Annotated in this window: 12 protein-coding genes and 1 rRNA gene; 9 read left to right on the top strand and 4 right to left on the bottom strand. The window is 74.2% G+C overall.

From position 1 onward, the window contains the following. Positions 1 to 75: ribosomal RNA gene (rrf, locus tag AC5L34_RS22025) — 5S ribosomal RNA — on the top strand; the annotation flags it as partial. Between the two features lie 605 nt (positions 76 to 680). Here rrf and AC5L34_RS22020 read toward each other — a convergent pair. Beyond that, positions 681 to 2,495, bottom strand: a complete 1,815-nt coding sequence (locus AC5L34_RS22020) for a VanW family protein (protein ID WP_441176829.1) — start codon at positions 2,493 to 2,495, stop codon at positions 681 to 683. Between the two features lie 178 nt (positions 2,496 to 2,673). Between AC5L34_RS22020 and nudC the strand changes: the two genes are divergently transcribed. Beyond that, positions 2,674 to 3,594 (top strand): NAD(+) diphosphatase, encoded by a 921-nt coding sequence (gene nudC, locus AC5L34_RS22015; RefSeq protein WP_441176830.1) that lies wholly within the window; start codon positions 2,674 to 2,676, stop codon positions 3,592 to 3,594. A 17-nt stretch (positions 3,595 to 3,611) separates the two neighbouring features. On the opposite strand, the gene AC5L34_RS22010 is transcribed toward nudC, so the two are convergent. Continuing rightward, entirely contained in the window at positions 3,612 to 4,850 is a 1,239-nt protein-coding gene (locus tag AC5L34_RS22010) for a polysaccharide biosynthesis protein (protein WP_494826766.1), read from the bottom strand. Between the two features lie 156 nt (positions 4,851 to 5,006). Here AC5L34_RS22010 and AC5L34_RS22005 point away from each other — a divergent pair, with 156 nt between their 5' ends. Then, positions 5,007 to 5,762: an FkbM family methyltransferase gene (locus AC5L34_RS22005; RefSeq protein ID WP_494826764.1), complete on the top strand. Its 756-nt coding sequence runs from the start codon at positions 5,007 to 5,009 to the stop codon at positions 5,760 to 5,762. 15 nt (positions 5,763 to 5,777) lie between these two features. Here AC5L34_RS22005 and AC5L34_RS22000 read toward each other — a convergent pair whose 3' ends face one another. Beyond that, positions 5,778 to 7,673, bottom strand: a complete 1,896-nt coding sequence (locus tag AC5L34_RS22000; RefSeq protein ID WP_494826762.1) for a hypothetical protein — start codon at positions 7,671 to 7,673, stop codon at positions 5,778 to 5,780. A gap of 135 nt (positions 7,674 to 7,808) precedes the next feature. Here AC5L34_RS22000 and AC5L34_RS21995 point away from each other — a divergent pair, with 135 nt between their 5' ends. Together AC5L34_RS21995 and AC5L34_RS21990 are read left to right on the top strand one after the other, a co-directional pair. Further along, positions 7,809 to 9,524, top strand: a complete 1,716-nt coding sequence (locus AC5L34_RS21995) for an MmpA family trehalose lipid delivery protein (protein ID WP_494826760.1) — start codon at positions 7,809 to 7,811, stop codon at positions 9,522 to 9,524. After that, a complete protein-coding gene (locus tag AC5L34_RS21990; protein WP_157747273.1) occupies positions 9,521 to 9,685 on the top strand; it encodes a hypothetical protein in 165 nt (54 codons plus the stop codon). The genes AC5L34_RS21995 and AC5L34_RS21990 overlap by 4 nt, the downstream gene beginning before the upstream one ends. 70 nt (positions 9,686 to 9,755) lie before the next feature. On the opposite strand, the gene AC5L34_RS21985 is transcribed toward AC5L34_RS21990, so the two are convergent. Then, the gene (locus AC5L34_RS21985) at positions 9,756 to 10,913 is read right to left on the bottom strand and encodes a glycosyltransferase family 4 protein (protein ID WP_441176834.1); all 1,158 of its coding nucleotides are present in this window, start codon (positions 10,911 to 10,913) and stop codon (positions 9,756 to 9,758) included. Between the two features lie 252 nt (positions 10,914 to 11,165). On the opposite strand from AC5L34_RS21985, the gene AC5L34_RS21980 reads away from it, so the two are divergent. From AC5L34_RS21980 to pgfA, 4 genes are all read left to right on the top strand, one after another. Then, positions 11,166 to 12,833 carry a substrate-binding and VWA domain-containing protein gene (locus AC5L34_RS21980; RefSeq protein ID WP_250102479.1) on the top strand — a complete coding sequence of 556 codons (1,668 nt, stop codon included), beginning with the start codon at positions 11,166 to 11,168 and terminating at the stop codon, positions 12,831 to 12,833. Beyond that, positions 12,830 to 17,173: an alpha-(1->3)-arabinofuranosyltransferase domain-containing protein gene (locus AC5L34_RS21975; RefSeq protein WP_494826758.1), complete on the top strand. Its 4,344-nt coding sequence runs from the start codon at positions 12,830 to 12,832 to the stop codon at positions 17,171 to 17,173. The genes AC5L34_RS21980 and AC5L34_RS21975 overlap by 4 nt, the downstream gene beginning before the upstream one ends. Continuing rightward, positions 17,173 to 17,994 (top strand): class I SAM-dependent methyltransferase, encoded by an 822-nt coding sequence (locus AC5L34_RS21970; RefSeq protein ID WP_494826756.1) that lies wholly within the window; start codon positions 17,173 to 17,175, stop codon positions 17,992 to 17,994. Before AC5L34_RS21975 ends, AC5L34_RS21970 begins: the two co-directional genes overlap by 1 nt. A 67-nt stretch (positions 17,995 to 18,061) precedes the next feature. After that, entirely contained in the window at positions 18,062 to 19,081 is a 1,020-nt protein-coding gene (gene pgfA, locus AC5L34_RS21965) for a cell envelope lipid trafficking protein PgfA (RefSeq protein WP_494826755.1), read from the top strand. The last annotated feature ends 293 nt before the right edge of the window (positions 19,082 to 19,374 follow it).

Genomic DNA, 19,374 nt, shown 5'->3' with positions numbered 1-19,374 from the left:
AACCCGGAAGCTAAGCCCTCCAGCGCCGATGGTACTGCACTCGGGAGGGTGTGGGAGAGTAGGACACCGCCGGACAATATTTCGGTTCAGGGTCACCCTTCGGGGTGACCCTGAACTGCGTTACGGGCCTTTTCGCGGCTCACGGGCAAGCCGAGAGAAGAGGAAACCGACCACCACGAGGAAACCGACCACCGCCAAGAAACGGAACGCGTAGACCTGTCGACCAGCGACAAGGACGCGTGGCCGTCTCGGGGAGGACGCTGTGCGGACCGTCGTGGAACCCATGAAGGCCCTGCCCCGGCCCGACGACCAGATGCAGCGGCTGTTCTCCGGTGGCTGGCCGGCCTTCATCGGCGCCGACCGGCAGGCGAGTCGTCATCTCGGTCGCGTACGGGAGGTGTTCGCCGACCTGGAGCTGGTGCTGCTCGACGACGACGAGCTGGTGGCCGCGGGGTGGGTGTGCCGATCCGCTGGGACGGCGACCCGGCGCATCTGCCCGAGGGATACACCGACTCGCTGCGGCACGCTTTCGGCAGCCACGACCGGGACCGTCGCCGAGTGGGCAGGCGTAGGGACCGGCGGTCACACCACCGGGGCCGCGACGCGGTGCGCGTACGACAGGAGGAAGCCCCGCCGGCGACTGGCCGGCGGGGCTTCTCCGAGCGTGAGTCGGGCGGCCGTCAGGACGGCTCGGGACCGCAGATGAAGCGCGGCTCGGCGGAGTAGCGCCAGGTGAACTTCTCCCGCTTCACGACCTTGCCGTCCTTCTTGAACACCCGGAAGGCGTCCTGGGTGAAGCCCTGGCTGCCGCTCGCCGGGATGCAGGTGGGGCCGGGTTCCAGGTAGACCGTCTTCGGCTGGGTGATGTTGCGGCGCGGGGTGTACTCGGTCTTCACGCTGTCCCAGATCTTGGTGCTCCAGATCGACACGGTGATCGAATTCGACGTGTAGGAGGTGTCGATCAGTACGCCGTGCTCGGTGTTGTTGCGGAACTTGAAGTCCAGGTCCGGCCAGAAGATGGTCGACTCGATGACCGCCGGGTACCGGCTGAACCAGTACGAGTGCGGCTTGTGCTCGACGTCCTCCAGCCCGGCGTAGTACGTCGCGTTGAACAGCGTGGTGGTGAACTGCGAGGTGCCGCCGCCCACCCCGGGGACCAGCTTGCCGTCGAGGATGACCGGGGCGTCCCGGTAGCCCTGGGCGTAGCCGCGCTCGCCGGTGTGCCCGTTGAGGGAGAACGTCTCGCCGGGCAGCACCACCGTGCCGTCCACGTCCTTCGCGATCGTGACGATGTTCTGGCTGCGCGGCGAGGAGAGCCCACCGGTGAACCGCGTGGTGAAGGTGGAAACCCGCTCCTTGATGCCCAGCCCGGCCAGCTTCGCCGCGGTCAGCTCCGGCTCCGCCGGCTTCAGCTCGCCGGTGACCTTCCGGTCGTCCGCCTTCGGCAGGACGGCGAGCAGGTCGCGGCCGAGCGCCTCGCTGTCGAGCTGCTGACCGGGCTTGCCCTCGACGACCTTCGGCTTGCCGCCGGAGATGGTCATCCGCGCGTCCTTCGGCGGCACCTCGATGGCGGCCAGCTCGCCGCCGAGCGCGGCGCGCAGCCGCTTCACGTCGACCTGCGGGGTCAGCTTGCCGGCCTTGTCGGCCGTGAACCGCAGGCTCTTCGCGATCGCCTTCGGCGGGACCTGCACCGAGCCCTTGCCGGTGGTCAGCGTGACGGGGGCGGCCACGGCCGGCTTCGCCAGCTCGGCCACGAGCCGGTCCACCTCCTCGGCGCTGGTCGCCGGGTGCGTCTCGACCAGCGGCACGGTCACCGGCTGCCCGGCGAGCCAGCCCTCCCGCACCACCTGCGCGGAGCGTTCCGGATCGAGCGCGAGGCTCGGCTTCGGGTGCACCGCCTTCGGCGTCGTGCCCTTCCAGGTGATCGCCGGCATGGTCATCTTCCGGCCCTGGTCGCCGACGACCTTCTCGAGGGCGGCGTCGAGGCGGGCCGTGTCCACGGCCACCACGGGCTGCACCGCCCGGGACCCCACGAGCCGGTCGACCGCGTGCGCCTCGGCCTCTGCCGCCGCCGCCACCGTGGCGTCGACGTCGATCGCCAGGCCGACGGCGGCCGGGTCGATCGTGGCGGTCCGCTCGCCGACGCGTACCGACAGCGGGGCGTTCAGGGCGGCGGCGCGGCGTTCGAGCTCCGCCCGCAACTCCCGGGCGGCGTCCGCGCGGCTCCGGCCGCCGAGCTCCGCGCCGAGCACCGTCGTCCCGCGCGGCACGTCACCGGCGTACGCGTAGGCGCCCGCCCCGGCCAGGGAACCCAGCACCGCCGTGGCGACCCCGGCGGCCAGCAGCAGCCGGAACCGGCGGGACCGTGAGCCGCCCGGCCCGGCTGCCGGCGCGACCGGCTCCGGCTCGTCACCGGGCCAGGTCACGGCTGTCACCTGCACGGTGGGCCGGTCGTCGGCGGGTGGGGGCTTCTCGCCGTACAGCGTCACGGTCACCTCGATCGGACGTACCACAACGGGGGAGCACACCTCCGCCCGGAAGACACCTACGGTAACCGGCGCCCCGGCGGGGCGGCAGCCTCCGCCCGTACCGTCGCGTACGGCGTGTCGTCCGGCGTGTCGGGGAACACCGGCCGGCCGCCGGCCGGGCCGGCGGGCATGGCACGGTAGGGGCATGAAAGCGGACGAGGCGGTCCTCGCGTACGGGGGCGGTTGGCTGGACCGGGCGGGGGAACTGCGTACCGACCAGCAACGGCTCGCCGCACTGCTGGCGGACCCGGCGAGCACCCTGCTGCCGCTCTGGCGGGACCGCTGCCTGGTCGCGGGGGACGCGCCGGTGCGGCTGAACGGGGAACGGGCGGCCGGGGCGCTCGCCGTCGCCGACGAGACGGTCTTCCTCGGCATGGACGAGGGCTCGGCCGTCTTCGCCGTGGACCTCTCCGGGCTGCCCGAGGCCGCCGCCGTCGAGGTGGCGGGGGCGGAGGCGGCCGTGGACGTCCGGGCGCTCGTCGGCCGGCTCGACCCGGCCGGGGCAGCAGTCCAGGCGTACGCGCGGGGCCTGCTGCACTGGCACCGGCAGCAGCGCTTCTGCGGCACGTGCGGGGCGTCGACCGTGGCCCGGGGCGGTGGACACGTGCGCTCGTGCGCGCGGGCGGACTGCGGCCGGCTCCTCTTTCCCCGGATCGAACCGGCGGTCATCGTGCTGATCGAGGCGCCCGGCGCCCCCGACCGCTGCCTGCTGGCCCGGCACGCGGGCGCACCCGAGGGGTCGTACTCGACGCTCGCCGGCTTCGTCGAGGTGGGCGAGAGCCTGGAGGACGCCGTCCGGCGGGAGATGGCCGAGGAGGCCGGCGTGACGGTGACCGACGTGACGTACGTGGGATCTCAGGCGTGGCCGTTCCCGGCCGGCCTGATGGTCGGCTTCCGCGCCACCGCCGCCTCCGAGCAGGTGCGGGTCGACGGCGAGGAACTGCTGGAGGCGCGCTGGTTCACCCGGGACGAGCTGCGCGAGCGGGCGGCCGCCGGACGGCCCCTGGGCCGCGTCGACTCGATCGACCACCACCTGCTGCACTCCTGGCTCGCCGCCGGAACCTGACCGCCGCGGCCGGCATCTCAGGAGCCGCCGGGTCGGGCAGGGCCGGCCGAGGGGCGGCGGAAGGCCAGCCAGGCCATCACCGTGGCCGTGGCGACGGCGGTGGCGAGCGCGCAGACCAGGACGCCCTCGACCGTGCGCGGCGCGACAAGCAGGGCCGTCCCGGCGAGGACGGCGGTGGCCGCCCAGAGCGGCGCGGCGGGCCACCGGGCACCCGTCGCCACCTGGTCGTTGACAAGCATGAAGACCACCGCGTAGAGGGCGCCAACGGCGGCGAAGAGCGGTGCCGCGCCGGCCAGGTGCAGGTAGTCCGCCCCACCGGCGAGGCGGAACGCCAGCTCGCCGGCGAACGCGGCGGCGCCGACCAGGACCGCGCCGCAGGCCAGGATCAGCCCCAGCGCGGCGACCCGGGCCCGTCGGTCGCCCCGGGCGAGGCGGGGCAGCACCAGCACGGTGACCACCTGCGGCGCCCAGAGCGCGCCCTTGGTGAGCACCGACCCGACCGCGTACCCGCCGGAGGCGTCGTCGGGCAGCAGCTGGCGGGCGAGGATCAGGTCGGCGTACGAGATGGTGAGCATCGCCAACGACGCGCCGCACGCCGTCATGACGTGCCTGGCGGTCAGCCGGCGGTCCACCACGGCGGCCGGGGCGCCCGTGCGCGGGGCCGGCCGCACCGGGCGGGCGAGACGGGCCAGCAGGGGCAGGACGGCCAGCCCGGTGAGCGTGGCGAGCAGCAGGCAGGCGACCGGCCCCCGGCCGAGGGCCAGCCCGAGCACGAGCCCGCCGTAGCGGCCGGCGGCGAGTACGGTCATCGCGGCGGCAAGGTGCAGGAACCGCTGGTCGCCCTGGAGTTCACCGAGCCACCGGCCGGCCAGCACGGTGGCGAACGTGGTCGCCGCGAGCAGCAGGGTCAGCGCCACCGGCAGGCGCAGTGCCGCGCTGAGCACCGGGGCGGCCAGCGCGGTGACGCCGGCGGTGAGCGCGGCGGTGCGCAGCGCGAGGCGGGCGACGCTGGTGGCGCCCCACCGGGCGCGGTGCGCGGCCACCGCGATCTGGAGCCCGAAGCCGGGCACGGCCGCGATGGCGGCGAGGGCGAGCGCGGTGGCCAGCGCGCCCAGCTCGGCGGCGGCCAGCCGGCGGGCCCCGAGGACCGGGACCAGGTAGGCCAGCGCGTTGGTCAGCATGGTGGCGACGATGACGGCGGTGCCCGCCGCGCCGAGCCGGACGGCTCCGGCCTCGCTGCCCGTCGTCCGGGTCATGTCACCCCATGTCGCGCTGCTGTCCGGCGCGGGCGGTACGCGTCGCGGCCGGCGGAGCGGCCGGAACGGGCCCGACCCCGGGTGACGGTACCGGTCAGTAGGGTCTTGCGTCAGCCCCCTGCCCAACGGGCCGGGAGGCGTCTAGTGTGCTGGCCCATGGCGTCGACGCACGTGGCCTCCGCAGCCACCTCCGGTTTGGCCTCGGTCCTTCCCGAACGGTTCGTCGCGGCCGCGATCCGGCGGGTCTACCCCCGGGTGGAGCCGGAGCTGGCCCGGTTGGCCGATTTCGTCCCGCGCGGTGGCACGGCCGTGGACGTCGGTGCCTGGTACGGCCCGTGGACGGCGCGACTGCTCAGGCGCGCCGACCGGGTGGTCGCGGTGGAGCCCACCCCGCCGCTGGCCCGACAGTTGCGGGCGGCGTTCCCGGCCGTCGAGGTGGTCGAGGCGGCCGTGTCGGACCACGAGGGCACCGCGTCGCTCTACCTGCCCGAGGGCGGGGCGATCGTCGGCACCTCCTCGCTGGAGGACCCGCGGCAGGGCGACCCGGTGCAGGTCCGGCGGATCACGCTCGACTCGCTCGGCCTGACCGACGTGCGCTTCGTGAAGCTGGACATCGAGGGACACGAGCTGCCGGCGCTGCGGGGCGCCGCGGAGACGGTCCGCCGGGACCGGCCGGTGCTGCTCATCGAGGTGGAAGAGCGCATCCAGCCGGTCGGCCCGCTGCTGGAACTGCTCGCCGGCTGGGGCTACCGGGGGTACGTGCTGCCGGGGCGGGACTGGGTGCCCCTGGCCGACTTCGACCTCGGCGGGCACCAGCGCGCGGCGATCGCCCGGGTCGGGCAGAGCTTCGCCCGCCGGGTGCTCTGGCCCCGCCCCCGCTACGTCAACTCGGTGCTGTTCCGTCCCGAGTGACCGTGCCCGGCAGGCTCACTGCTGCGGCACCGCAGTGCCGACGACGACCTCGTTGGTGCAGATCGTCACGCCGTGGCGCGGGACGGTCAGCTCGACGGTGTCGCCGCCGCCGGTGAACTCGAAGAAGTACTGGTGCAGGCCCTGCTTGACGGGGAACTCCCGGGCGCTGCTGCCGAGCCGGAAGACGGCGGTGGAGTCGGCGGAGCTGAGGTAGCCGACCCGGACCACCCAGAACCAGTCGTCGCGCGGTGCGCTGAGCGGCAGCCGTATCGTCTGCCCCCCGAGGATCTTGTAACCGCAGCCCTCGTCGGGGCCGGGCGGGACGGCGGGACCGTCGACCCGGACCGGGGTGATGCGTCCCTGGTCGTCGAAGATCGCCGGCTCCTCCGCCCCGGTGACGAAGACCGGGCCGTCCTCCAGCGCCTGGAAGAACTTCGACTGCCGGTTGTACGGCGCGGACAGGTTGGGCACCACGCCTTCGGGGACGGGCCGGTCGAGGAAGACCGTGCCGGGCGGGGCCGCGGCCAGCTCGGCACGCGCGGTCTTCAGGTAGGCCAGGCCCCGCTTCACGGCCCACTCGTCGCCGTACCGTGCGGTGCTCCAGGCCGTGCCCAGACCCCCGGCGAGCAGCACGACGACGATCAGGGTGCTGGCCGTCTCGCGGTACCGGGTCAGCCACTCCGGCCGCCGGTCGCCCGCCTCTCGCTCCCCGTCCGCGGGGTGCCCCGTCGTACCGTCCGCCGGCCCCGTGACCGGGGCAGCCAGGCCGAGCAGCGCGACGCCGACGCAGAGCGCGGCCACCACGACCACGTCGGTGACGTACCGGGGCACGGAACCGGCCACGTCGCTGTAGACCGAGCCGAGCCGGGTCGCGCCCAGCAGGGCCACCACGAGGGCCAGGTACGCCCCGAGCAGCACCCAGGCGCGCCCGGCGGTGCGCCGCAGGCGTACGGTCAGCACGACCAGGGCCAGGAAGACGGCCCAGGACAGCCATCGGCCCAGCTCCGGTGGCGCGGTCACCGGGGCGCCGTCGCCCGCCGCCATCCATGCCCACGGCCCGCCGAGCAGGCCCGGGACGACGGTCGAGCCGAGCATCTGCCACAGAAACGAGAACACCTCGTTCAGCGAGTCCGGCTGGCGCAGCGAAGATTCCGAGCGGGTCAGGTAGAGCCCGGCGAAGCTCAGCGAGACGGCGGTGAGCACCGCCCACGACGGCCAGTAGCGGCGCACCGTGTCCCACACCGCCCGTACCGGCGGGCCGTCGACGAGCAGGCACGCGGTGAACAGGAAGACCAGCGGCACCACCAGCAGGGCCTTCTCGAAGAAGAGCAGCCCGAACACCACCGCCAGGGCCAGACCGACCAGGTGCCGGCGGCGACCGGTGCGGACATAGCGCAGCTGGGCGCCGATCGCCAGCACCATGGCGAGCTGCATGGGAACCATGTTCACGCCCACCGCCCACCAGGTGCCGGCCTCCAGGGTGAGCGGACTGAACAGGAAGATCGCGAGCGGCACCAGCAGTGCCAGGCCGGGCCGGACGAGCGTGCGGAGCAGCCGGAAGAAAGCCACCGCCAGTACCGCCTGGCCGGCGGTCATCAGCAGCACGTACGGCCAGTAGGCGAGGCCGACCACCCGGGTCACCACCCAGGTGAGCAGCAGGGCGGCCGGCATGAAGTGGTTGTTGTAGAGGGTGAGCAGGAAGCCCGGCGTGAGGTCGGCCTCCGCCGCCCGGGAGACCAACACCCAGTCGTCGACCGCGAGGTGGCCCCGGGAGGCGAGCTGCGCCCGCCACACCAGACTGGCCACGATCATGGCGACGCCGATGGCCCGTACCGGGTCGGCGCGTACCCAGCCGCCGATCAGTCCGCTCTCGTCAGGCTGGGCGGCCCTTTCGGACCCGGTCGATGCCATGGCGGGAAGACTGCCACACCGCCGACCGCTGTTCCCATCAGGCCAACGGATGGTTCGGTCCCCGCGCGCAGATCCGCGTACAGTGGCCGCCACCAGCGCGGCGGTCGTCGCGCCCGGGCAGTGGTGAGGTCAGGGATGCGCGAACGGCTGGTGCCGCACGGCGTGGCCGCCGCCGTGACGGTGGTGGTGCTCGCTCCGCTGGCCCTGCCCGGCTACGTGCTCCGCTACGACATGGTCTTCGTGCCCCGGCAGGCGCTGAGCTGGGAGGCGATCGCCCCGGCCACCGCGCTGCCCCGGGCCGTCCCACAGGACGCGGTGGTCGCGCTGGCCAGCCAGGTGGTGCCCGGCTGGCTGCTGCAACGGCTGGTGCTGTGCGCGATCGTGTACCTGGCCGCGCTGGGCGCCGCCCGGCTGGTGCCGACCGGCCGGGTCGCGGTACGGGTCGTGGCCGCCGTCGGGTACGCCTGGACGCCGTACCTCGCCGAGCGGCTGCTCATCGGGCAGTGGGGGCTGCTGGTCGCGTACGCCGCGCTGCCCTGGCTGGTGCGGGCGGCGCTCGACGTGCGGGCGGGCCGCGGCGGGCTGCGCCGGCTGCTGCTCGCGGCGTCGGCGTCGGCGATCACGCCCACCGGCGGGGTGCTCGCCCTGGCCGCGGTCGCGGTGCTGCTGCCCGGGCGCTACCCGGCGGCCGCCCGGTCGACGGCGCTTGGCGTGGGGTTGACGATGCTGCTCAACGCGCCGTGGCTGGTCGCCGGGTTCGTCACCGCCGACGCCGGTCGGTCCGATCCCGCCGGGGTGGTGGCGTTCGCCGCGCGCGCGGAGAACTGGGCCGGCCCGCTGGCGGCCCTGGCGGGCACCGGCGGCATCTGGAACGGGCAGAGCACCCCCGCCTCCCGGGCGGTCGTGCTGGTGCCGCTGGCCACGGTGCTGCTGCTGGCCGTCGTCGGGTACGGCGTCGCGCTGCTGTGCCGGCGCTGGCCGCCGTCGGCCGTCGGCCGGTTCGGCCTGCTCGCAGCCGGTTCGTGGCTGGCGGCGGCGCTCGGGGTGCTGCCCGGCGGCGCGGACCTGCTCGGCTGGCTGGTCGCCAACGTGCCCGGCGCCGGCCTGTTCCGCGACGGTCAGAAGCTGCTGGTGCCGTACGCGCTGGCGCTGGCGGTGTCCGGCGCGCTCGGCGCGGAACGGATCGCGGACCGGCTGGCGGCCCGCTTCGACGCGACGACCGCCGCGGTGACGCTGGTCGGCGCGGCGCTGCTGCCGGTGGCGCTCCTGCCCGACCTGGCCTTCGGCGGCGTCGGCCGGCTCCACCCGGTGGCCTGGCCGGCGGACTGGGCGACGGTGGCGCGGCTGACCGCGCAGCGGCCGGGCGAGGTGATCTCGCTGCCGTTCCAGGAGTACCAGAGCCATCCGTGGAACCACGGGCAGGTGGTGATCGATCCGGCGCCTCGGTACCTCGCCGTGCCGGTGCTCATCGACGACACGCTGCGGGTCGGCGACCTGGCGGTGGCCGGCGAGGACCGCCGTGCCGCCCGGGTACGCGAGGTGCTCGCCGCCGGTGCGCCCCTGTCGAGCACCGGCTCCCGGTGGGTGCTGGTGCAGCGGGCGGCCGGCCCGCCCCCGGCCCCGGCGGCGCTGGTCGGGCTGCGGACCGTCCACACGGGACCGGAGCTGACCCTCTACGAGAACCCGGACTGGACGCCGCCGCCAGCCCCGGCCCGGCCCGGCCCGGTGGGGTGGGCGCACCTCTTGACTGGAACGGTGGTGGTGGGGATCGTTTTTTCGGGCGCTGCGCGGGCAGGCTACCGCGTGGTAGCGTCCCGGCACGCGAGTCCCGCGGAAGGAGAAGGTGGATGAGGAACCTGCCCGCGTTCGTCGCCGTCGGGGTACTCGGGGTCGTGCTCGGCCTGCTCGGGAGCGTCGGACTGGCGAATGCGCTCAGCCCGTCCGCCAAGGAGGCCGCCAACACCAAGGTGAGTGAGCAGGGAACCGAGGCTCCGCTGTACGGCACGCGCTGAACCAACGCACGAAGGGCGCCCGCTGACGCGGGCGCCCTTCGTCGTCTCCGGCGTCGGCCGGGGAGCGCGCTCAGGGGCGGGCGGTCACCTGCGTCACCAGGTGGGCGAACCGCGCCCCGGTGGCCGTCCAGTTGAAGCGGGACGCGTGCAGCAGCGCGGCCTCACCCATCGCCTTGCGCCGCACGTCGTCGGCGAGCAGTTCGCGCACGACGGCGGTGAACTCCGGCTCGTCGTCGACGAGGAGCCCGGTCTCGGTGTCGACCATCGCCTCGGCGACGCCGCCCGCGTAGCGGAACGCGACGGTGGGGGTGCTCCGGGCGGCGGCCTCCACGATGGTCAGGCCCCAGCCCTCCTTGAGCGAGGGGGTCAGCGCGAGCCAGGCCGACGAGAGCACCGCGTGCTTTTCGTCCTCGCTGATGAAACCGGTGAACCGGACATGACTCGCGATGCCGAGCGACTCGGACAGCTCCCGCAGCGGCTGCGTCCACCAGCCCTGGCCGGCCACCACCAGCTCCAGGTCGGGCAGTTCGGTGACCAGTTCGGCCACCGTACGCAGGGCGATCTCCACCCGCTTGTGGGGCACCAGCCGGCCGAGCACCAGCAGCGACGGGTGCGGCGTGCGGGGCAGCGGCGGGCCGGTCACCGGAGGCGTCCCGTTGGGCACGACGTCGATCCGGTCCGCGTCCACCCCGAGGGCCGCCAGCTCCGCGCGGCTCGCCTCCGACACCGTCACGTACCGGCAGCGGCGGTAGAGCCGGACCGCCAGCCGCGACTCGATCCACCAGCCCAGCCGGGCCATCACCGGACCGAAGACCACCGGCCACTGCTCCCGGTGCACGTGGTGCACCAGGGCGAGCACCGGCCGACCGGCGTAGAGCGGGGCGAAGAACGGCACCCCGTTGCAGACGTCGACGACCAAGTCCGGCCGGCCGAGACCACGCCGGCTCAGGGGGCCGAAGCCGAACCGGCCCGCCAGGCAGGTCAGCGCCGCCCGGGTGTAGACCGTCATCCGGGAGCCGCGCCGCAGCACGCGTACGCCCTCGGGCGTGGTGGTGGCCGGGCCGGCGTTGTCGTGCGCGGCGCAGAGCAGGGTGACCCGGTGCCCGGCGGCGACGAGTTCGGCGGCGATGCGCTCGACGTAGACCTCAGAGCCGCCGCCCTCGGGGTTGGCGGTGTCGCGCCAGTTGAGGAACAGCACGTGGCGCACGGGGGTGTCGGAGTTGTCCACGCTACTCCTACCGGCGGGTAATGAAGCTCGATTCGCGCCACACTAGGGCGACCTGGGTCACATCCGCAATGGGGTCGGCGCGACGGCGACGGTTCGGTCACGGCCGGTCGCCAGGGGTTTGCCGGCGACGGGAAACCTTGGCAGGGTGTGCAGCGCGACTGCGTACGGTGGCGGGCGTCGCTCCGCGCCACGCGGCGCGACCTGCGGGCGGACGTGCCTTTCGTTCCGGCGACGACGAGGAGGTGACCGGGCGTGCGCGACGGTCCGGTAGCGGTACGGGGCCTCTTCCAGCGGTCGCCGGTGGTGCTGCTCAGCGCCGCGCTCGCGCTGCTGCTGGCCGGCTGGGCGACGGTGGCGTACGTGCGGTCCGACCGCAGCGTCCCGGAGTGCGTGGAGCGGGTCCAGCTCCGCGTCGCCGCGGCCCCGGTGATCGCGCCAGCCCTGGACCGGATCGTCCGGGCCAGCGTCGGCACGCAGCCCTGCGTCACGATCTCCGTGCAGGCCCAGGAGTCCGGCGCCGTCGCCGCGCAGGTGGCCGAGGGCGTGGACGTCGCCGACGCGTGGGTGCCGGAGTCGACGTTCTGGCTGCTCCGGGCCCGCGCGGCCGGCGCCTTCGAGGTGCCGGCGCAGGGCACGTCGGTGGCGAGCACGCCGGTCGTGCTCGCGGTAGCCGATTCGGCCGCGCGCCGGCTGGGGTGGCCGGCGAGGCAGCTGACCTGGCGCTCCACCGTCGGTCCGAAGGCCCCCGCCGTCAAGGTGGGGCTGCCCGACCCGGCCGTCGACCCGGTCGGGGTCGGGGTCGTGCTCGGGGTGCGCGGCCTGGCCGCCGGGGAGGACGACCCGGCCGGGACGGTCGCTGCGGTGCTGCGCCGGCTCGCCGACCGGACGTTCACTCCCCCCGCGGGCGGGACGCTGCCGGTCGGGTCGGCCCTGCCGGGCAAGGCCGACGCCGTGGCCACCAGCGAGCAGGCCATGCTCGTGCACAACGCGCTGGCCGGCGACGACAAGCTGGTCGCGGCGTACCCGGAGGTGGCAGTCCCCGCGCTGGACCTGCCGTACGTGGTGCTGCCCGCCGCCCTCGGTCCGGTCCGGGACGCCGCCGCGCGCTTCCTGACCAACCTGCACACCGTCGAGGCGCGGGACCTGCTCAGCGGGTACGGCTTCCGCACCGCAGCCGGTTTCCCGCCGGCGATCCCCCGCGACGGCCGGCTGTCGCCGGAGGTACGCCAACCGGTGCCGCTGCCCGCCGACGAGGTCGTCACCGAGGCGCTGACCGGGTGGAGCGGCGTGCAGCGCAGTGCCCGCATCCTCACCGTGCTGGACATCTCCGGCTCGATGGCCGCCCAGGTGCCCGGCTCGGACGAGACCCGGCTCGAGGCCACGCTCAAGGCGGCCCGGGAGGGCTCCGGCCTGCTGCTCGACAACAGCGAACTCGGCGTGTGGGTCTTCTCCACGAAGGTCGACGGCGACCGGGACCACCAGGAGATCCTGCCGGTCGCGCCGTTGGACCCGACGCAGCGGGAGCGGCTGGTCGAACGGCTGGGCGCCGTCCGCGTGAAGCCCCGGGGCGGCACCGGGCTGTACGACACGACGCTGGCCGCGTACCGGGACGCACGGCGGCACTGGACACCCGGGCGGATCAACCTCGTGCTGATCATGACCGACGGGCGCGACGAGGACGGGGAGAGCATCGGCCGGGCCCGGTTCCTCACCGAGCTTGCCGAGTTGCAGGATCCGCGCCAGCCGCTGCCGATCGTCTTCATCGGGCTGGGTAAGGACATCGACGCCGATGACCTCAAGTCGATCGTCAAGGTCACCGGCGGGCAGGTCTTCAGCACCGACGAGCCCAGCGGCATCCGCCAGATCTTCTTCTCCGCGCTCGCGGACCTGAGCTGCCTTCCCCCGGAGTGCCGACGGTGAACCCGCACCCTCCCCGGCCCCGGCACCCCGGCGGCCCGGTGCGCCGGGTCGTCCGATCCGTCCGCGGGGCGCCGGGCACGGCCCTGTCGCTGCTGCTGCTCACCGTGCTCGCGTTCGTGCAGCGACCCGGTCAGGTCACCTTCGACACCAAGCTCGACCTCGCCGCGAACCCGGTGCACTTCATGGCCCGGGCGCTGCACATGTGGAACCCGGAGGCCACCTCGGGGGAGCTGCAGAACCAGGCGTACGGCTACCTGTTCCCGATGGGGCCGTTCTTCGCCGGGGGGCAGTTGCTGGGCGTACCGCCGTGGATCACCCAGCGGCTGTGGACGGCGCTGCTCCTCGCCGCCGCGTTCTACGGCCTGCTGTGGCTGGCCCGGGCGCTGGGGGTCGGCACCGAACCGACCCGGTACGCGGCCGCCCTCGGCTACGCGCTGGCGCCCCGAATCCTCACCGAGATCGGCGCGCTCTCCTCCGAGACACTCTCCGCCGCGATGCTGCCCTGGGTGCTGCTGCCGCTGGTCCTGGTACGGCGGATCGGGTCTCCGCGACGGGCCGCCGCGCTCTCCGCGCTGGCCGTGCTCGGCATGGGCGGGATCAACGCGGCGGTGGTGCTGCTCGCCCTGCTGCTGCCCGGGGTCTGGCTGCTCACCCGCCGCTGGGACCGCGAGCACCTGCGGCTGGTGGGCTGGTGGTGCCTCTGCGTCGTCGGGGTCTGCCTCTGGTGGATCGTGCCGCTGCTGCTGCTCGGCGAGTACAGCCTGCCGTTCCTCGACTACATCGAGTCGTCCACCACGACGACCGCCGTCGCCTCGCTGTTCCAGGCGGTGCGCGGCACCAACCAGTGGGTCGCGTACATCGTGCAGGGCGACCCGTGGTGGCCGGCGGGCTGGCTACTGATCGACAACCCGACGCTGATGACGCTCACCGCCGTGGTGGCGCTGGTCGGCCTGGCCGGGCTGGCCGGCAACCTGCTGCCCGAGCGCCGGTTCCTGGTGCTGGGCTTCCTCACCGGGCTGACCCTGCTCACCATGGGCTACGTCGGTAGCCTGGACAGCCCGCTCTCGGCGCCGGTGCGGGATCTGCTGGACGGTCCGCTGGCGCCGTTCCGCAACGTGCACAAGCTGGACCCGGTGCTGCGGCTGCCGCTGATGCTCGGCTTCGCGCACGGCGTCGACGCGTGGGTCACCCGGCTGCACCGGGCCGCCGGCCGACGCCGCCCCTCCGGCCGCCTCTCCCCCCGGCTGCGCTCGCTGCTGTTCGTACCGGTGCTGCTGCTGGTGCTGGGGGCCGCCGCGCCGGCCTGGCTTGGGCAGTTGCGGCCCGGGCCGGGCTGGTCGGACCTGCCGCCGCACTGGCGGGCGGCGGCGACCTGGCTGGCCGAGCGCGACGCGTTGGCCCGCACCCTGATGGTGCCGGGCTCCGGCTTCGGCCAGTACGAGTGGGGACGTTCCGTCGACGAGCCACTCCAGGCCCTGGCCGGGGCACCCTGGGCGGTGCGCCACCAGATCCCGCTCGGCTCGGCGGGCAACACCCGGATGATGGACACCGTCGAGTCCGTCCTGGCCCACGGCCGTGGTTCGGGCGGCCTGGCCGACTTCCTGGCCCGCTCGGGGTTCCGGCATCTGCTGCTGCGCAACGACATCGACCGCACGCAGGTGGACGCGCCGCCGGTGGCGGCGCTGCGCCAGGCGCTCGCCGGGTCGCCGGGGATCACGCGGGTGGCGACCTTCGGCAGTACCACCACCTTCGGCCGTACGCCGGGCAGCCCGGTCGACGAGGCCGCCGGCCCGCTGCCGGCCGTCGAGGTGTACGAGGTGCGACGCCCGGTGCCGGCCGCCTCGGCGGTGCTCGCCGCCGACGTGCCGACGGTCAGCGGCGGGCCGGAGTCGCTGCTGCCGCTGCTCGAGCAGGGGCTGGTGGAGCGGGACAGACCGGTGGTGCTGGCCGGGGACCGGGCCGGCTTCCGCGACGGCGGTGACGAGTCGTGGATCGTGACCGACGGGCTGCGCCGCCGCGAGCGTGACATCGGCCGGGTCCGCGACAACCTCAGCCAGACGTTGACCGCGGCCGAGGCGAGCCGGCAGGGCCGCGTCGCCCTGGACCTGCTGCCGTTCCCGGGCGACCAGCACCAGACGGTCGCCACCTACCAGGGCGTACGCGAGGTCAACGCCTCCAGCGCGATCAGCTTCGTGGACAGCTTCGCCCCCGCCGACCCGTCTCACCTGCCCTTCGCGGCCGTCGACGGCGACGAGCGCACCGCCTGGCACTCGGCGCCCCTGGCCGGGCCCGTCGGCCAGTGGCTGGAGGTGGACCTGGACACGCCGCGCGAGGTCGACCGCGTCACGCTCAACTTCGTCGACGACCTCGGGGTGGGGTGGCCGGTAACCCGGTTCCGGCTCACCACGGACCGGGGCTCGGTGGACCACGAGGTCGCCCGCGCGCTGGGGGCGCACTCGTACTACACGCTTCCCGGCTCCACGAGCCGCGTACGCGTCACGGTGCTGGCGGTCGCCGGTGGGCGGCTCGACGGCGGGGTCGGCATCCGCGACCTCGTCATCCCCGGCACCGCCCCGCGACGGGCGCTGCGCACCCCGGCCGACATCCCGACCGGCTTCGTCGGACCGGTCGCCTGGTCGTTCAGCCGGGGGCCGGCCGACCGCCCCGCCTGCTTCCCGGTCGCCGCCGCAGGCTCGGACGCCGCGCCGTCGACCGGTTCCGGCCTCCGGCCCGCCGGGACGGTGATCCGGTGCGACCGGTTCCTGGCCCGGGCCGGCGAGGAGCCGCTCGGGGTGGACCGGGTGTTCCAGAGCGCGGTCCCCGGGACGTTCCGGCTGGACATGACCGCCGTGCCCCGGCCCGGCGGGCAGTGGACGCTGTCCGGGGTGCCGGTGCGGGCCACCGCCTCCTCCCACCTGGCCGGCGACGCGGCCGTGGTCGCGTACGCGGCGATCGACGGCGACCCGGGCACGGCCTGGCTGGCCGACAGCGACGACCTGCGTCCCACCCTGCGGCTGAGCTGGTCGGAGCCGCGCCGGATCGCCGAGGTGCGGCTGCGTCCGGCGGAGCTGCCGGTCGGCTCACTGCCGGAATCGGTCGAGGTGCGCACCCCGGGTGCCAACCGGGTGCTGCGGGCCGGCGCGGACGGCGTGGTGCGCTTCCCGGCGGTACGGACGGACCGGATCGAGATCGTGGTGCGGGATTCCGCCGAGCGGGTGGCCGACCGGCGGGGCAACGGCTGGACGGCGACCGTGGGGATCGCCGAGGTGCAGATCCCCGGACTGGAAGACCTGCTCCGCCCGATCGCCGGGGCGACGCGCGTCGTCGAGCGGTGCGGGTCGGGGCCCGCAGTCGAGCTGGACGGACTCCGCTACGACACGTCAGTCGCCGGAACCCTCGCCGACGTGCTCGACGGCCGGCCGCTGCCGGTCACCGTCTGCGGCGCCACCGGCGCGGTGGTGGACCTCCGGGCGGGCGGGCACCGCCTGGCGACCTCCCCGTCGAACGGGTTCATCGTGCAGGACGCCGCGCTGCGTCCGGAGGCGGCGCAGGCCGCGCCCCGGCACCGCGAGGTGACCGTGCTCGACTGGAACCCGACGGACCGGCGGGTGCGGGTGGCGGCCGGCGACACGGCGCTGCTGGTGGTGCCGGAGAACGCGAACGCAGGCTGGACGGCCACCGTGGACGGTCGGCCGCTGACCGCCACCCGGGTCGACGGCTGGCAGCAGGCGTGGGTGCTGCCAGCCGGTGAAGCCGGGGAGGTCCACCTGACGTTCGCCCCGGACCGGACGTACCGGGGTGGGCTGGTGGCGGGGGCGGTGACGGCGTTCGGGGTGCTGCTGCTGGCGCTGCTCCCGGTGCGGCGACGTGCGGTGGCCGACGCCCTGCCACCCCCGTCGGTGACGGTTCCGGCGGAGGGGCCCGCCTGGGTGACCGCCGTCCTGCTGGTGGTGCTGCTCGCCGCGCTGGGCGGCGTACTGCCGGTGGCCATCGTGCTGGCCGCGATGCTGCTGCGGCAGCTCACCCGCCGGGCTCTTCCGGTGGTGGTGTTCGGCGCGCTGAGCTTCGCCACGGTGACCACGGTGGCCGGCCGGTTGCAGGGCCACGGGCAGGAGTGGGCGTACGGCCCGTGGGTGCAGGGGGCGATGCTCGTCGCCGTCGGGGCGGTGGTCGCCGCGGTGCTTCCCGTGCCCGGCGTCGCGCCGGAGGGCGCGGCTCGGCCGGCGGAGGTCCCCCGCGCGAGGACGGGTACGGCCGATGCGGATGATGTGACGCCGGGCGCCAGGGACGGACGGCCGGCCGGAGCCACGGATCGGGACGAGGACGGGACGGTGGCGTGATGAGCGCAGCGCATGACGGAACGGGGCGGGCGGCGCGTCGCCGGTTCGCCACGCTGGGCAGGTCGGTGGCCCTGTTCCGGGCCTTCCTGGTCGAGCAGAGCGACCCGGACCACTTCTACGGCCTGCTCGCTCAGGACTCCGTACGCCAGGTGTCCGGCTACGTTCCGCTCGCCGGCCGGACGGTGCTCGACGTCGGCGGCGGCCCCGGCTACTTCGCGGCGGCCTTCCGGGCCGCCGGTGCCCGCTACGTGGGGCTCGACCCCGACGTGGGCGACTTCTCGGCGGCCGGGGACTCGGTCGCCGGCATGCTGCGGGGCAGCGGTACGGCCCTGCCGGTGCGCTCCGGCGGCGTGGACGTGACGTTCTCGTCGAACGTGCTGGAGCACGTCGCGGAGCCGACCCGGATGCTCGACGAGATGGTCCGGGTGACCCGGCCGGGCGGGGTGCTCTTCGTGTCGTTCACCCCCTGGTTGTCGCCGTGGGGCGGGCACGAGACGGCGCCCTGGCACTATCTCGGCGGCGACCGGGCACGGCGGCGCTACGAGCGCCGCAACGGCCGCCCTCCGAAGAACCGGTTCCGGGAGACGCTCCACCCGACCTCGATCGCCCAGACGCTGCGCTGGGCACGGGGCAACGCCGAGGTGGAGCTGCTCGACGCACTGCCGCGCTACCACCCGTGGTGGGGGCGGTGGGTCATCCGGATTCCCGGCGTCCGGGAGGTCGCCGCGTGGAACCTCCTGCTCGTCCTGCGTCGGACCGGTGCGGAACCGGGCGACGCGGCGGAAAAAACTGAGCTGGCCGGGGGTCGCGTCGCTATGTGACTTGGTAGTAACCTCGCGGCCAACTCTCATCGACAGCGGCGAAAATTAGGTCCTCCGGGGAGGAAACATGAAGCACCGCGCCATAGGTGCCGTGCTGTTCGGCAGCGGCATACTGCTCCTGGCGCTTGCCGCCGGGCTTGTGTTCGTGGTCAAGCCGGCGATGTCCAAGCTGCCCTACGATCTGGAGGCGTCGACTTCGGTCGCCGAGGCGAGGAGTGCCACCTTCCTCCAGATCACCAACGGCAAGATCGCGATCAACCGCGCCGACCTCAAGTCCACCGTCCGCGTCTCGCCCGACGCGAAGACGACCGGCGAACTCTCCGGTGACCTCGACGGCAAGGCCGTCGTCTGGCAGGTCGGGCAGACCGTGGAGCGGACGGATTCTAAGGAGCTGGTCAGCGCGTACGGCCTGGCGCTGGCCCTGGACCGGGTCTCCGGTTCCGCGCTCGACTGGAACAACCAGTACCTGGACGACACCGGTACGCGGGAGAAGGTGCAGTTCTCCGGCCAGATGTACAAGTTCCCGTTTGGCGCGGAGAAGAAGACCTACCAGATCTACGACCGTGACCTGCGGGACGTGCGGCCGGCGGAGTTCAAGGGCACCGAGGACATCAAGGGTATCGAGTCCTACCGCTACGAGCAGGTGATCACCGACGAGCAGCTGAACCTGGCGGCCGAGCGGGTCAAGCTGCTGCTCGGCACGCTCGCGCCGGGTGCGACCAGCGGCAAGGTCGTCTACAGCAACACCCGTAGCGTCTGGATCGACCCGGTGACCGGCTCGTTCCTCAAGGTGCGCGAGGTGCAGCGCAAGACCCTGGTACCGGACATCGGCGCGCCGGCCACGCTGCTGGACGCCGACTTCTCGTACAACGAGGAGACCGTCGCCGCCTCGGTCAAGCGGGCGGAGGACAGCCGGCAGAAGCTCACCCTTCTCGGCGTGTGGGCGCCGATCGGCCTGGTGCTGCTGGGCCTGATCCTGGCGGTCGCCGGTGTGCTGGTGGTCCGGCGGGGCGCGGCCCAGCCGGCCGCGGAGCCGCGTCACCGGGCGGACGTGACCGCCGAGCAGCCCGCCATCCCGAGTCCCTGAGCGACTGAGGATCCCCGGTGTCGACGAAGTGGCGTGATCCGGTGGTGCCGGGTCTGACGCCAGCAGCGGGTGAGGATGAGGTTGACCAGCGCTGACCATGCGCTGAGCGTCGTGCGGAGGGGTGGACCGGGGCGGTCCGCCCCTTCGCCGTCTGCGGTGCGCGACGGCCTCGTTACTAAATCGTGATGCATCGATTGATCACCACTCATGGTGATCGTCCCATGCGGCATATGTCTGGCATGGTCGCTTCGTCTGGGCGTCAGCGGGTCGACGTCCTCCACTTTGGGTCACCG

This window comes from Micromonospora sp. ZG13 (genome assembly GCF_059359355.1).
The sequence above is the reverse complement of the archived record's forward strand: the minus strand, read 5'-3'. Positions and strand labels throughout refer to the sequence as shown.